Source organism: Enterococcus sp. AZ128 (assembly GCF_051714485.1).
Lineage (GTDB): Bacteria > Bacillota > Bacilli > Lactobacillales > Enterococcaceae > Enterococcus_A.
On record NZ_JBIORZ010000002.1, the window covers coordinates 828,670 to 843,757 of the forward strand.

A 15,088-nucleotide genomic window follows, 5' to 3' on the forward strand; every position below is an offset into this window, starting at 1 on the left:
GTGCGTTTAAAATATGTACGAACAAAATCTAGCGTTTACGTTGACATGTACGTACATAAATTGTATGATAGCGGTATCAAATGGAGAATGAAGGAGGAGGTTCCTATCAAAACGAAGGAAATGATCGCAAAAACCAAGCTTGACATCATGGATGGAAAGACTGCGTTAGGAATCGAGTTTGGTTCTACTCGTATCAAATCTGTCTTGATCGGTTCGGATCTGGTCCCGATCGCTGCAGGCAGCTTCGAATGGGAGAACACCTTGGAAAACGGTATTTGGACGTATTCGTTAGAGGATATTTGGAAGGGCTTACGCGTCAGCTATCGCAAAATGGCGACAGAAGTATTTGAAGAATACGGAGAAACTTTGACAACGATTGGTTCGATCGGGTTCAGCGCAATGATGCATGGGTATATGGCTTTTGACCAAAATGATGAGCTGTTGGTTCCTTTTAGAACTTGGCGCAACTCGATCACAGCAGAAGCGGAAGAAAAATTAACAGAAGCTTTCCGCTACAATATTCCACAACGCTGGAGTATAGCACATCTGTATCAAGCGATTTTGAATCACGAGGAGCATGTCAGCAGGATTCATTTTTTAACTACGTTGGCAGGCTATATCCATTGGCAGATGACCGGACAAAAAGTATTAGGTGTTGGGGATGCATCAGGAATGTTCCCAATCGATACAGAGATAAAGGGTTATGATCAGCAAATGCTACAGATTTTTAGTGATTTGACACAAGGGACAGTTTTTAAACAAGAGTTAAGCCAGATTTTACCGAAGGTCTTGCTTGCAGGTGATTCTGCTGGATTATTAACTCAAGAAGGAGCGTATTTATTAGATCCGACGGGGACTTTACAGGCTGGAATTCCACTTTGTCCGCCAGAAGGAGATGCCGGAACAGGGATGGTTGCGACTAACAGTGTCCGACAAAGAACCGGGAATGTTTCTGCTGGAACCTCTGCATTTGCCATGATCGTTTTGGAAGAAAAATTAGCGCATGTTCACCCTGAAATTGATTTAGTGACCACGCCAATGGGGGATTTAGTAGCAATGGTTCATACGAATAATTGTTCCTCCGAGATCAATGCCTGGGTCAATTTATTCAAGGAGTTTTCGGAAGCGTTGGGCTTGGAAGTCAGCAGTGAGAAACTCTATACAACATTGTTTGAAAAGGCGTTGGAGGGAGCGCCGGATTGCGGTGGGATGCTTTCTTACGGCTATTATTCTGGTGAAAATATCACGGGTATGAATGAAGGACGTCCATTATTTGTCCGGACACCTGAAAGTCGGTTTGATTTAGCCAATTTCATGCGGCTGCATCTTTCCAGTGCTTTTGGTGCGATGCGTATCGGAATGGAGATTTTGAAAAAGGAAAATATTCAGATCGATAAATTAGTTGGGCACGGCGGTATTTTTAAAACACCAGAAGTAGGTCAAAGAATTTTAGCCGCTGCGATGGAGGCTCCTGTCACGGTCATGGAAACTGCTGGAGAAGGCGGCGCTTGGGGAATTGCCTTACTAGCGGCTTATCAAGCAGAAAAGGAAACCAACTCATTAGCTGAATTTTTGGAAAAGAAGGTATTTGCAGCAAGTGAAGGCGTGACGCTTGAACCGCTGGAGGAAGACTTGCTGGGATACAGCGAATTTATCAAACGTTATGCAAAAGGATTGCCGATCGAAAAAGAAGCAATTAACGGATTGAAGTAAGGAGCGATTTTTAAATGTTAGAGCACTTAAAAGAAGAGGTTTTTCAAGCGAATTTGGCATTACCAAAACAAGGATTGATCAAATATACCTGGGGAAATGTCAGTGCCTTCGATAAAGAAACAGGTTATTTTGTGATCAAGCCTAGCGGTGTAAGCTATGACGAGATGAAGGCTTCTGACATGGTCGTTGTTGATCTGGATAATCAGGTGATTGAAGGAAAGTTGAAACCTTCTTCAGATACACCGACCCACGCGGTTCTATATAAAGCCTATCCCGAAATTGGCGGCATTTGTCATACACATTCTACTTGGGCAACAATTTGGGCGCAGGCGGGCCTTGATTTACCGGCAATGGGAACTACGCACGCTGATACTTTTTACGGCACAGTTCCATGTGCGAGATTTTTAACGCAAAAGGAAATCGACGATGGGTACGAATATGAAACAGGAAATGTCATCATTGAGACCTTTAAGGAACGCGAAATTGCGGTTATGGAAGTTCCAGGGGTTTTACTGCATGGCCATGGGCCATTTACGTGGGGTAGGGATGCCAACAGCGCGGTCATGAACGCGGTTGTCTTGGATGAAGTAGCGAAGATGAATTTATTTGCGCGGCAGTTGAATAGTTTCGCGGAGGAATTGCCGCAACGAGTTCTGGATAAACACTATTTAAGAAAACATGGAAAAAATGCCTATTATGGGCAAACAAGATAAATACATTATTAAGAAAAAGGATGCCAGTCCAACTTTTGCCAGTTTGTTAAGTGAAAAAGTACCGGACGTATTGAACAGAAATATATGAAAATAAACTAGTTGGATGGTATACGGCTTGAAGATCAAACTTATTTTTCTGTAAGAAAAATAAATACACTATTATGAAAAAGGAGCGGACAGTTATGTTAGAAGTTAGTAAAAAGGAATTTTGGTTTGTTGTTGGATCGCAGCATTTATACGGAGAAGAAGCGTTAAAAAGTGTGAAATCTGATGCGGAAGCAATCGTTAAGGGGCTAAATGACAGCGGGAAAATGAAGTATCCGATCGTACTAAAAGAATTAGCTGTTACTTCAGACACGATTACGAAACTTATGAAAGAGGTCAATTATCGTGATGAAGTTGCGGGTGTTATTACTTGGATGCATACCTTCTCACCAGCCAAAATGTGGATTCGCGGAACCAAATTATTGCAAAAACCGTTGCTTCATCTAGCAACGCAATTCAACGAAAGTATTCCGTGGGAAACAATTGATATGGACTTCATGAATTTGAATCAATCGGCTCATGGAGATCGTGAATATGGCTTTATCAATGCTCGTTTGAAAAAGCAAAATCAGATCGTAGTCGGCTTTTGGCAAGCTGAAAGAGTACAAAAGCAAATTGCTGACTGGATGGATGTTGCAGCAGCCTACAATGAAAGCTTCGAGATCAAGGTAGCACGTTTTGGTGATAATATGCGTAATGTTGCAGTAACTGAAGGCGATAAAGTCGAAGCGCAGATTCAATTTGGCTGGGTGGTTGATTACTTTGGCATTGGCGATTTAGTGCAATATGTGGATGCTGTCAAAGATGAAGAGGTCGATACTCTGTTTGCTGAATACAAAGAATTGTATGATTTCGATTATGGGGATTACGATCACGAGACTTGGGAAGCACGGGTCAAAGTTCAGGTGAAACAAGAGATTGGGATTCGTCGTTTCTTAGAGGCGGGCAACTACACTGCCTTCACGTCAAATTTTGAAGATCTATATGGCATGCAGCAGTTGCCTGGATTAGCTGTTCAACGCTTGATGGCGGAAGGCTATGGCTTTGCTGGAGAAGGGGACTGGAAAACAGCGGCATTGGATCGTTTGATGAAAGTGATGGCTCACAATCAAAATACTGGCTTTATGGAGGACTACACTTATGAACTGGCTCCAGGAAAAGAAGCGATCCTGCAGTCGCATATGATGGAAGTCGATCCAACGTTGGCAGTGAATAAACCTAGAATCGTTGTCTCACCACTATCAATGGGCGACCGTGAAGATCCAGCTCGTTTAGTGTTTGATGGTAAAGCAGGAGACGGAGTTGTTGTCTCTATGGCAGACTTTGGAACGCATTATAAACTATTGATCAACGAAGTCGAAGCGTTTGAACCAACTGAGAAGGCACCAAAATTACCCGTTGCACGTGTGCTTTGGAAAGTAAAACCGAATTTCCATGAAGGCGTGGGCAAATGGATCGAAATTGGTGGCGGACATCATACGGTGGTGTCATTGAATCTAACAACGGAACAAATCATCACTTGGGCAAAACTCGTGGATTTAGAGTATGTAACGATCAAATAGAACAGAAGATATTGGTTTGGAATTTCCAGACCAATATTTTTTTAAATGAATAAAAGTAAAAATCACTATTAATTTTCAAAAAGGTATTTACTTCTGAAAGAATTAAAGGTATATTGTACTAAAATAATAAAAGTAAAAAAGACTAAAAGGAGTTTTACGAATGGCAACCAATTTTGATTCAAAAGAGTACCTAGGTAAAGTCGATGCTTGGTGGCGTGCAGCCAACTATATCTCAGTCGCACAAATGTATTTAAAAGACAATCCTCTATTAAGAAAACCTCTTGAAAAAGAAGATGTGAAGACACATCCAATCGGCCATTGGGGCACGATTGCAGGTCAAAATTTCCTATACGCGCATTTAAATCGTGTAATCAATAAATATGATTTGAATATGTTTTACATTGAAGGACCAGGCCATGGTGGCCAAGTAATGGTTTCAAATTCATACATCGACGGAAGCTACACGGAGATTTATCCTGAAATCACAGAAGATGAAGACGGATTGAAAAAATTATGCAAAATGTTCTCATTCCCAGGCGGAATCGCTTCTCATGCGGCACCAGAAACACCTGGTTCGATTCATGAAGGCGGCGAACTAGGCTATGCGTTGTCACATGCTACAGGCGCGATTTTAGATAATCCGGAAGTGATTGCTGCGACCGTTGTCGGCGACGGCGAAGCAGAAACTGGCCCGCTTGCTGGCGGCTGGTTCTCAAACGTGTTTATTAATCCAGTAAATGATGGGGCGGTATTGCCAATCGTTTATCTAAACGGCGGTAAAATTTCTAACCCAACAATTCTTTCTCGTAAGAGTGATGAAGATTTGCAAAAATACTTTGAAGGATTGGGTTGGAAACCTTATTTTGTAGAAGGAAATGACCCAGAAAAAGTACATTCAGCAATGGCTGAAACACTAGACAGTGTTATTACAGAAATCAAAACGATCCAAGCTGAAGCACGTAAAGGCAAGGCTGAAGATGCTGCAATGCCGCAATGGCCAGTGATTTTATATCGTACACCAAAAGGCTGGACAGGTCCGCAAACATGGGACGGCGAACAATTAGAAGGGACATTCCGTGCACACCAAGTGCCAATTCCAGTTGGTTCAGAAGATATGGAACATGCGGATAAATTAGTGGACTGGTTGAAATCCTACCGTCCAGAAGAATTATTCGATGAAAACGGAAAAATCGTTGATGAATTGAAAGAAATCTCACCAAAAGGCGATCGCCGTATGGCCATGAACCCGATCACAAATGGCGGGATCGATCCAAAACCGATGAAAATGCCAAACTGGAAAGAGTATGCGATTGATACGACAACTCCAGGTGCTGTAATGGCACAAGACATGATCGTGTTTGGTCAGCAAGCCCGTGACATGGTGACAGAAAATCCAACAAACTTCCGTATTTTTGGTCCTGATGAAACAAAATCAAACCGCTTGAACAAGGTGTTTGAAGTAACGGATCGTCAGTGGATGGAACCAAAAAACAGTACAGACGAATGGCAATCTTCTGCCGGTCGTGTGATCGACGGACAATTATCTGAGCATCAAGCTGAAGGATTTTTAGAAGGGTATGTATTGACTGGTCGTCATGGTTTCTTTGCCAGCTACGAATCTTTCTTGCGTGTCGTTGATTCTATGCTTACTCAACATTTCAAATGGATGCGTAAAGCGAGTGCTCATGCATGGCATAAGGAATATCCAGCATTGAACTTGATTGCGACGTCAACGGTATTCCAACAAGACCATAATGGCTATACCCATCAAGATCCAGGTGTATTAACGCATTTGGCAGAAAAAAAACCTGAATTTATTCGTGAATATCTACCAGCAGATGCGAATAGCTTAATGGCGGTAATGGACAAAGCGATGCAAGACAAGCAAGTAATCAACTTAATCGTTTCGAGTAAACACCCACGTCCGCAATTCTATTCGGCGGATGAAGCCGAAGAATTAGTTGAAAAAGGCTTGAAAGTCATCGACTGGGCAAGTACCGATAACGGAGAAGAACCTGACTTAGTGATCGCGGCAGCAGGAACAGAGCCGAACTTGGAAGCATTAGCAGCGGTATCGATCTTAAATGATCAATTTCCTGATTTGAAGATTCGCTTTGTTAATGTGGTCGATATTTTGAAACTGCGTCATCCGGATATCGATCCTCGTGGTTTAACAGATGAAGAATTCGATGCGATCTTTACTGCTGACAAACCAATCGTCTTTGCTTTCCATGGTTATGAAGGTATGGTTCGTGATATCTTCTTCGATCGTCACAATCATAACCTGCATATTCACGGCTATCGTGAAAACGGCGATATCACGACACCATTCGATATGCGTGTCTTCAGCGAATTGGATCGCTTCCACTTGGCACAAGACGCAGCAAATGCGGTTTATGCGAAAGAAGCGGAAGAATTCTCAGCTGAAATGGATCAAACCCTAGCGAAACACCATGACTTTATTCGGACAGAAGGACGAGATATTCCAGAAGTTGAAAATTGGAAATGGGAAGAATTAAAACGCAAAGAATATCACTTTAGTTAAGATAGGAAACCTGCAAACAGTCCGATACTTCGGGAGTGTTTGCAGGTTTTTTAGTTACAGCGATTTTGTTTTCCGATAGTCCTTTGGCGAAACGCCTTCCTTTCTTTTGAAGAGGTAGCTAAAGTAGTTTGGGTCATTGTAGCCGATTTCTGACGCGATATTCGAAAGCTTCCAATCAGTGTCTTTTAATAATTGCTTGGCTTTCTTTAGCCGTTGTTCGGTGAGGTATTCGATAAAGGTTTTTCCGAGAGCTTGTGAAAAGATCGTACTGAAATGCGAACTGCTGAGATTGATATGCTTGGCAACGCTGCCCAATGATAAGTCCGTATCAGAATAATTCTGCTTGATATAGAGGGTTGCTTGATCCAAGAGATCGCGATATTGCCCCATGCTCTCATCGATGATGCTCTTTTTCAAAAAGTTCAGGATTTGATTTAAATAATTTCGAAATAACAGCGGCTCTGAGAGAATAGCCGATATTTTTGTTGGCGATGCTGTAGTGAAGGTTTCTTGGATTTGCGTATTTTTTTCCTCAGCTAGTTGATTTAATTCATTGAGTAAAATCAGGCGAAACAGTAACGGATTTTCTTCTTTATCGGTTTTTTCACACAGTTCTTCAACCAGTACATGGATATTTTGGTTGCTGATTTGATCGATTTTTTGTTTTAACTGGATTGCTCCCTTGTACTTGTTCATTTTTTGATCCACATCTTGATAGTGGAGAATGGGATGTTTTGTCTGGATCAGCGAATAGTCCAATAGATTTTTGGCCGTCTCATAACTTTTTTGTATTTCACTGATTCGACCGACAGGATTCCCGATAGCCACGACCAGTTTGGCATCAGTGGTATTCAATTCGGTATAGAGTGTTAACGCGGTCTGGTCGACTTTTCGCAAAAGCGCTTCTTCATCTGTATGGATTAGCAGAATTTTGATGAAGCGAGATGAGAGACAGGAAAAAAGCGAGTTGTCATCTTCTTCAAATAACCCCGCCATTTTTTCTCTGAACCGCTCATAGTCAGCGAAATTTTTATTGATATGATTGGCGACTAATAGCACGATGAACTTTTTCCCGGCGATTTGTCTGTTTAGCCGCCGTGCTTCTTCGATCGCTTCTGCTAATGTTGATTGATTTCCAAACAGGGTATTTAAAAATAGATTTTTTTGTACATCGAAAGAGTAGGTATCGACTATGGCGGGCTGATCCCTTTGCTCCAAATGGGAGATAACTTTTTTCAGGCTGTCTGTTAATTCTTCAAGCTTGATCGGTTTCAGCAGATATTCAGCTACTTGCAGGTGAATCGCAGCCTTGGCATAGGTAAATTCATCAAAGCCGCTGATAAAAATGATCTGAATATCCGGTAATAGTTGTCTGACTTCCTGTGAAAGTTCGATACCATTCATGAAAGGCATCCGAATATCTGTTAGCAGGATATCTGGTTGGACCTCTAGGATCTTAGCAAGCGCTACTTCGCCATCTGCGGCTTCCCCCGCCAACTCGATCGGTAATTTTTCAGAAAGCTGTATTAGATTTCGTTTTAACGATTCACGAATGAGATGTTCATCTTCAGCAATAAAGACTTTATACATTTTTTGAGACTCCTTTTTGCATAGTCGGGATAATCACGTGTACCGTCGTACCTATGTCTATGATACTAGTAATGTCGATCTTTGCTTGTTTTCCGTAATAGAGTAATAGCCGTTTGTTGACATTAAACAACCCGTAGCCTTCTTTGAAATCGGTATCGAGACCGTTCCTTAATTCGAGATTGATTTCTCTCAGTTTTTCCGGCGGAATCCCTTTTCCGTTATCAATAATATAGAAATGGATGTAATCCCGTTCATCTAAAAAGGCTTGTACGATGATTTTTCCGGTTCGTCTTACCAGTTTCGTTCCATGATAGACCGCATTTTCGATCAAGGGCTGCAAAATCATTTTCAGCATGGAGTAATTTTTAATTTTTTCTTCGATCTCGATAGAGTAGGTCAAGGCGTCACCGTACCGTATTTGTAAAATAATCAGATAATCGCTGATGTGCTTGATTTCCTTTTCGACGGGGATCCAATCCTGTCCTTGGCTTAAGGAAATTCTAAAAAAGTCGGAGAGGGCATAGGTCATTTCTTTGACCTTCTCAATCTCGCCCATTTCCGCTAAAACTAAAATGGCATCCAAACTATTATAGATGAAATGCGGCGTGATCTGGGCTTGCAAGACTCGGACTTCGCTCTGAGCTAGGTTATATTGCTTTAGTGCATTTTCTTCCAAAAGAACGACTAAATTATCTGCCATATCGTTCATGCTGGTGCTCAATTTTTGCAGCTCGTTGCCGGGAAGTGTGTGGATTCGATAATTGAGCTTGCCATCTGACAGAGCATCCGCCATTTTGATCATTTCGTCCATCGGCTGCTGGATCTGTTTGATCAAGCGCATGTTCGTAGTTCTGGTAAAAAGAATGATGGTGAGGATGATCGCTCCTTCGATCACGGATAAGATGATGATTGAATGCCGGACTTGCTGACTATGACTGGCGGCCAGCTTGATCTCGACGTTGACAAAGTCTTGGAGAATATCATGGACCAAATTGGTCGCAGATTCGACATGAACCATCAGTTCTTGATTTTCTTCAAAAGGCTCATCTGTTTCAATATTATGAAGGATTTTCTCCAGATAATTGTTTACATTGTCTAGGGACCGGTTCACGATGTTCAAGGTCGCTCGTTCTTGCGTACTCTGGGTATTTTTCTTAATTTGACCAATTTCTTTTTTTATTCGGTTGACACTGTTGCTCTTCTTGAATTCTGTTGGGGTGAGTTGGCCATAGGTAAGACTCCAGGCTTCCTCCATGATTTTTTCTTCCACTTCATTTGCGATGCGATTCGCTTCCGAAATGTTCCCGACACTGCGTTCGTAGGTGAACAGGTAGCGAGTATAGATCACAACACTAATGATCAACGGAACGATCGATAGGGTCAGCATCAGCCAGCTGATACGCTGCAGGAGTGATTTGATAGTCGTTTGTTTTTTCATCAGCCGCCTCCTAATAATTTCTCGGCGGGATCGTTGACAGCGAATTTTGATCTGAAAAAACCGTATCGGAAACATAAATATCTGCTGAAACGGTTTCATCAGAAAAATATCGACGCACTGTATTTGCGACAAGCTCTCCCATGAAAGGGTTGCATTCTACGACACAATTAACCTCACGCTGTTTTAAAAGATCGATCATTTCCTTTTGGGCATCAATACTGACGATGACGAATTTATTTTCGATTTGGTGCGCATGTAACGCATCAAGAGCGCCTAAAGTCATTTCATCATTATGCGAGTAGATGACATCGATCGCTTCAAGCTTTCCTGCCTCAATCGCTTCAGAGAACTCTTCCTTGGCCTTTAGTCGAATAAAATCACCAGTAATTGCTTGGGTTGTTTGAATCCGGGGATCACGTCCAACAGTCTCCGCGAAACCATCGTGACGAAGTCGAGTAGGGGAAGTGTTTTCTGTGCCCTTGATCTCAAAAACATTGATGGTTTCTTTTTCTATTTTCTGGAAATGATTCGTCACATATAAACCGGCTCGACCACCTTGAGCTTTGAAGCTGGAGCCGATGTGAGTCAAAAAGAGATCTGATTTGTTTGTAGCGATATTTCGATCAACGATGATTACCGGGATTTTTGCCTTTTTTGCTTCTTCTAAGATGGGCTCCCACCCAATCTCTTGAATAGGGGAAAGGATGATTAGGTCTACTTGGTAGGCGATGAAAGTCATCACATCTTGGAACTGCTGCTTTGGGTCAGAGAAACTGTTACGATACATCACTTGATAATCCTGTTTCTCAAGTTCATCTTTAATGGATTTATTTTGGACCTTTCGCCAGTTGCTCTCTGTCCCGGCTTGTGCGAATCCGATCGTGATCTCTTTTGGTCTTTCAGCGGACTCTTCTTTTTGACAGCCAGTAAGTAACAGACAAAAGATAAGCAAAAGAATCATTTTGACTTTTTTCACTCGATCCCTCCTTTTTCTCTATTATATAGCGCTTCCAACCTTTATTCTAACATGCGTGTTGATTCCAAAAGAAAGTCAAGAATCAACAAAAGAAATTCAAGAAAATAGCTGTTCAAAAAGAAATCCCCGTATTTTTTCAAGAATGTAAAAAAGAATATCAATGAAAGCGTTTGCCTTAGAGCGTAAACTAAATCTATCAAATATGTTTTGGAGGGAAAGATATGAAACGAGGGTTCAAAAAAATGTTAGTTGCCGCAATTTCTTTAGTGGCACTATCAACATTAGCTGCATGTGGAAAAGGAGATGCCTCTGGAGGGGATAAGGGCTATGTCGGAGTCTCTATGCCGACAAAATCCGCTGAACGGTGGATCGCAGATGGGAACAATATCGTGAAGCAGCTGAAAAAGAAAGGTTACAAAACAGACTTGCAGTATGGAGAAGACAAGGTCGAAAATCAAGTTGCGCAAATTGAAAATATGATCACTAAAGGCGTGGATACCTTGGTCATTGCATCTATTGATGGATCGGCTTTAACAGATGTACTAGAAAAAGCGCATCAATCGGATATCAAAGTCATCGCGTATGATCGTTTATTGATGAATTCTAAATATGTCGATTATTACGCTACCTTTGATAATTTTGGCGTGGGAGTCCTGCAAGCGTCATATATTGAAGATAAATTAGGATTGAAGGATGGCGAAGGCCCTTACAATATCGAATTATTTGGCGGATCACCTGATGATAACAATGCACTAATCAATTATAACGGCGTCATGTCCGTCTTCAAGCCCTACTTTGACAGCAAACAATTAACGGTACCTTCTGGTCAAACAAAGTTCAATCAAATTGCGACGCTGCGCTGGGATGGCTCCACAGCACAATCACGGATGGATAATCTATTGAGTGCCAATTATACAGATAAGAAGTTGGATGCTGTTTTGTCACCGTATGACCCGATTAGTTTAGGAATCATTTCTTCTCTTAAAGGTGTCGGCTATAGCTCAGGAGACAAACCATTGCCTGTTATCACTGGCCAAGATGCGACGATCGCTGGTGTGAAATCGATCATTGCAGGTGATCAAACTGAAACAATCTTCAAAGACACTCGAATTTTGGCGGATAACACTGTAGAAATGATCGAAGCAATCCACGACGATAAAAAAGTGCCGGTCAATGACAAAGAAACCTACGACAATGGTGAAAAAATCGTTCCAACATATCTGGCAAAACCTGTGTCTGTGGACAAAGAAAACTACAAGCAAGAGCTGATCGATACGAAATATTATAAAGAAAAAGATTTGAGTGAATAAAACAGGGACGAGAAAAGTACGATCCGTGCTTTTCTTGATCCTCTTAATAAGGAAGTGGAGAAATGGCCGATTACATTTTGGAAATGAAGAACATCATTAAGGAGTTCTCCGGTGTTCGTGCGTTAGATGACGTCAATCTGAACATTAAACGAGGAGAGATCCATGCATTGTGCGGGGAAAATGGCGCAGGCAAATCCACGTTGATGAATGTTCTTAGCGGATTATATGCTTATGGCAATTATTCAGGAGACATTATTTATGACGGGGAGACCTGTCAGTTTAAAGGTCTGCGGGACAGCGAGGATAAGGGGATCGTTATTATTCACCAGGAGTTGGCCTTGAGCCCATACTTGTCCATCAAAGAAAATATTTTTTTAGGAAATGAACAAACCAAGCACGGCATTATTGACTGGAACCTAACCGAACGAAAGACAGAAAATTTATTAAAGACCGTCGGATTGAAAATCAATCCCAATACGTTAGTTTCTCAGATCGGGGTAGGGCATCAGCAGCTTGTTGAGATCGCGAAGGCTTTTTCCAAAAATGTTCGATTGCTTATTTTAGATGAACCGACCGCGGCGTTAAATGAAGAGGAAAGCGCGAATCTGCTTGAATTGATCAAGGAATTTCGCAATCAAGGGGTTACCTCGATCATCATTTCCCACAAATTGAATGAAATCGTGGATGTGGCCGACCGAATCACCATTTTACGTGATGGTCAAACCATTGAAACGTTGGAAAACGAAGATATTAATGAAGAACGGATCATCAAGGGGATGGTTGGACGAGACCTTACCAATCGTTACCCAGATCGGCATCCGAATATCGGTGAAGTTTTCTTTGAAGTAAAGGATTGGACGGTTCATCATCCCATCGATACAACACGAGTAATGAACAACCAGATCAATTTTACTATTCGTCGGGGAGAAATCGTAGGTATCGCAGGGTTGATGGGAGCAGGTCGAACGGAGTTTGCTATGAGTGTCTTCGGCAATTCATACGGCAGCAACATCAGCGGGAAAATTTATAAGAACGGCAAAGAAGTCAAAATCAAGGACGTTTCACAAGCCATACATAATGGTCTAGCCTATGTTTCTGAAGATCGAAAGGCTCTAGGGTTGAATTTATTGATGGATATTCGTGAAAATACAACGATTGCCAGCCTTGGGAAAATAAGCAAGAGTGGTGTTTTGGATAAAGAAAAGGAAGTTACCGAAGCAGAAGAATACCGAAAGAAAATGCGAACGAAGGCCAATAATGTATTCCAAAATGTTGGCAGTCTAAGCGGCGGAAATCAGCAAAAAGTCGTGCTGGCAAAATGGCTGATGACCGAGCCCGATGTTCTTTTCTTAGATGAACCGACCCGTGGAATCGATGTGGGTGCGAAGTATGAGATTTATACCATTATTGAAGAAATGGCGGCCCAAGGAAAATGTGTTTGTATCATTTCATCAGAACTGTCGGAAATCATCGGAATGTGTGATCGTATCTATACGATGAATGAAGGAACGATGACCGGCGAAGTCATGCGGGCTGAGGCGGATCAGGAGACATTGATGAATTTGATGACGATGGAAGAGGAGGCAGTATTGTAATGGAGAATGCAACGAAGGAAAGTAAAGAAAGAAGTACCCTTAATCTAAAAGAAAAGCTATTGGATATTTTTAGCAAGTATAGTATGGTCATCATCTTGATCGCGTTATTGATCGCTTTTCAATTGATGACCGGAGGTATTTTCCTGCGGCCGTTAAATATCACAAATATCGTATTGCAAAACAGCCATATTTTAGTTTTAGCCGCGGGCATGCTGTTAGTAGTTCTATTAGGTTTTGTTGATTTGTCTGTCGGATCGGTCATGGCCTTTGTCGGAGCAATTGCTGGGATGATGATGGTCAATAACCACATAAGTCCATGGATTGCTGTGCCGGTTTGTCTGGCTATCGGTGCGTTGATCGGTGCATGGCAAGGCTTCTGGGTGGCGTATGTTGGAATTCCAGCCTTCATCGTTACTTTGGCAGGATTATTGATGTTTCGAGGTCTGACACAAGTAGTGCTCGGCGGCCAATCCTTAGCACCGTTTCCTAGAGCCTTTCAAAAAATCTCAACCGGTTATCTGCCTGAGATCATGGTCTCTTCTTCCGGACTGCACTTTTTGACTCTTCTCTTGGGTTTAGTGTTAGCGGTTGGTCTGGTCTTCTTTCAATGGAAGGCGCGGGAAAAACGCAAAAAGAATTTATTCGAAGTGCCTTCAATGAACGCTTTTATACTCAAATCTATTTTGACTATCGGTATTGTTTTGGGGATGAGTTACATCTTTGCGGCGTATCAAGGATTTCCGATTATTTTGATCATCTTAGGTGTGATCGTGGGCGTCTATGGCTTCTTGACGAATAGTACCGTTGCCGGTCGTCAAATCTATGCGACTGGGGGAAATCTAAAAGCGGCACAGCTCTCAGGGATCAAAACGAAGAAAATCACCTTCTGGGTCTTTGTAAATATGGGAATGATGGCGGCGTTAGCAGGGTTGATTCTAGCAGCTCGGTTAAATGCAGCGACACCGCAAGCTGGAACCTCATTAGAGTTAGATGCGATGGCTTCTGTTTACTTCGGTGGAGCATCTACATCCGGCGGTATCGGTACGATTACTGGAGCGATCGTCGGAGGTCTAGTAATGGGCGTCTTGAACAATGGGATGTCGATCTTAGGTGTCGGTGTCGACTGGCAGCAGGCAATCAAAGGTCTGATCTTGCTCCTTGCAGTTGTGTTGGATATTTATAATAAGAAACGGAAAATCTCTTAAGGAGTAGACAGAATGACGGATGAAAAAGAAAAACGCATTTTACTGATTTGTACTGCCGGGATCACTTCAGGTCTGCTAGTAAAAAACATTCAAACAGCAGCGGATGAGCAGAATATTCCCCTTCGTGTGTACTCCGCTCCCGCGATTATCGCGGAACAAGCGATTCAAAGTCAACCGATCGATGGCCTTATGATCGGTCCTCAATCGGAATATGAAGTCAATCGTTTGAAAGATTTTTTGAACTATAAAGCAGTCACCTATAAAATGATCAAGAAGGAAGACTATGAAACATTGGATGGAGAGGCAGTGCTAAAGGACATCCTTTCAACATTTGGTAACGAAACATAAAGTGAAAAAGAAAAACGCGATAGTTAAGCAGCTTTCATGCGCAACTAT

At 42.0% G+C, this 15,088-nt stretch carries 11 protein-coding genes; 8 read left to right on the forward strand and 3 right to left on the reverse strand.

Translation table 11 applies throughout. The features are described from left to right. Positions 1–120: 120 nt before the first annotated feature. From IGI38_RS15805 to IGI38_RS15820, 4 genes are all read left to right on the forward strand, one after another. Positions 121–1,713, forward strand: a complete 1,593-nt coding sequence (locus IGI38_RS15805; protein ID WP_438733391.1) for a xylulokinase — start codon at positions 121–123, stop codon at positions 1,711–1,713. Positions 1,714–1,727: 14 nt separating this feature from the next. Continuing rightward, positions 1,728–2,426 carry an L-ribulose-5-phosphate 4-epimerase gene (locus tag IGI38_RS15810; RefSeq protein WP_438732343.1) on the forward strand — a complete coding sequence of 233 codons (699 nt, stop codon included), beginning with the start codon at positions 1,728–1,730 and terminating at the stop codon, positions 2,424–2,426. Between the two features lie 182 nt (positions 2,427–2,608). Next, a complete protein-coding gene (gene araA, locus IGI38_RS15815; protein WP_438732345.1) occupies positions 2,609–4,033 on the forward strand; it encodes an L-arabinose isomerase in 1,425 nt (474 codons plus the stop codon). 160 nt (positions 4,034–4,193) lie between these two features. Further along, entirely contained in the window at positions 4,194–6,578 is a 2,385-nt protein-coding gene (locus tag IGI38_RS15820) for a phosphoketolase family protein (RefSeq protein WP_438732346.1), read from the forward strand. A gap of 54 nt (positions 6,579–6,632) precedes the next feature. On the opposite strand, the gene IGI38_RS15825 is transcribed toward IGI38_RS15820, so the two are convergent. From IGI38_RS15825 to IGI38_RS15835, 3 genes are read right to left on the reverse strand one after another with little or no spacing between them, the layout of a single operon-like run. Continuing rightward, positions 6,633–8,168 (reverse strand): helix-turn-helix domain-containing protein, encoded by a 1,536-nt coding sequence (locus tag IGI38_RS15825; RefSeq protein WP_438732348.1) that lies wholly within the window; start codon positions 8,166–8,168, stop codon positions 6,633–6,635. Continuing rightward, entirely contained in the window at positions 8,161–9,606 is a 1,446-nt protein-coding gene (locus IGI38_RS15830) for a sensor histidine kinase (RefSeq protein ID WP_438732349.1), read from the reverse strand. Before IGI38_RS15830 ends, IGI38_RS15825 begins: the two co-directional genes overlap by 8 nt. Positions 9,607–9,616: 10 nt before the next feature. Next, entirely contained in the window at positions 9,617–10,582 is a 966-nt protein-coding gene (locus IGI38_RS15835) for an ABC transporter substrate-binding protein (protein ID WP_438732351.1), read from the reverse strand. 221 nt (positions 10,583–10,803) lie between these two features. On the opposite strand from IGI38_RS15835, the gene chvE reads away from it, so the two are divergent. The 4 genes from chvE to IGI38_RS15855 all read left to right on the forward strand — a co-directional run bounded on the left by chvE (position 10,804) and on the right by IGI38_RS15855 (position 15,040). Further along, entirely contained in the window at positions 10,804–11,892 is a 1,089-nt protein-coding gene (chvE, locus tag IGI38_RS15840; protein WP_438732353.1) for a multiple monosaccharide ABC transporter substrate-binding protein, read from the forward strand. A gap of 62 nt (positions 11,893–11,954) precedes the next feature. Next, complete coding sequence (gene mmsA / locus IGI38_RS15845) at positions 11,955–13,487, forward strand: multiple monosaccharide ABC transporter ATP-binding protein (protein WP_438732354.1); 1,533 nt, start codon at positions 11,955–11,957, stop codon at positions 13,485–13,487. Continuing rightward, positions 13,487–14,692, forward strand: coding sequence for a multiple monosaccharide ABC transporter permease (mmsB, locus tag IGI38_RS15850; RefSeq protein WP_438732356.1), 1,206 nt, complete (start codon positions 13,487–13,489; stop codon positions 14,690–14,692). The genes mmsA and mmsB overlap by 1 nt, the downstream gene beginning before the upstream one ends. A gap of 12 nt (positions 14,693–14,704) precedes the next feature. Continuing rightward, a complete protein-coding gene (locus tag IGI38_RS15855) occupies positions 14,705–15,040 on the forward strand; it encodes a PTS sugar transporter subunit IIB (RefSeq protein ID WP_438732358.1) in 336 nt (111 codons plus the stop codon). The last annotated feature ends 48 nt before the right edge of the window (positions 15,041–15,088 follow it).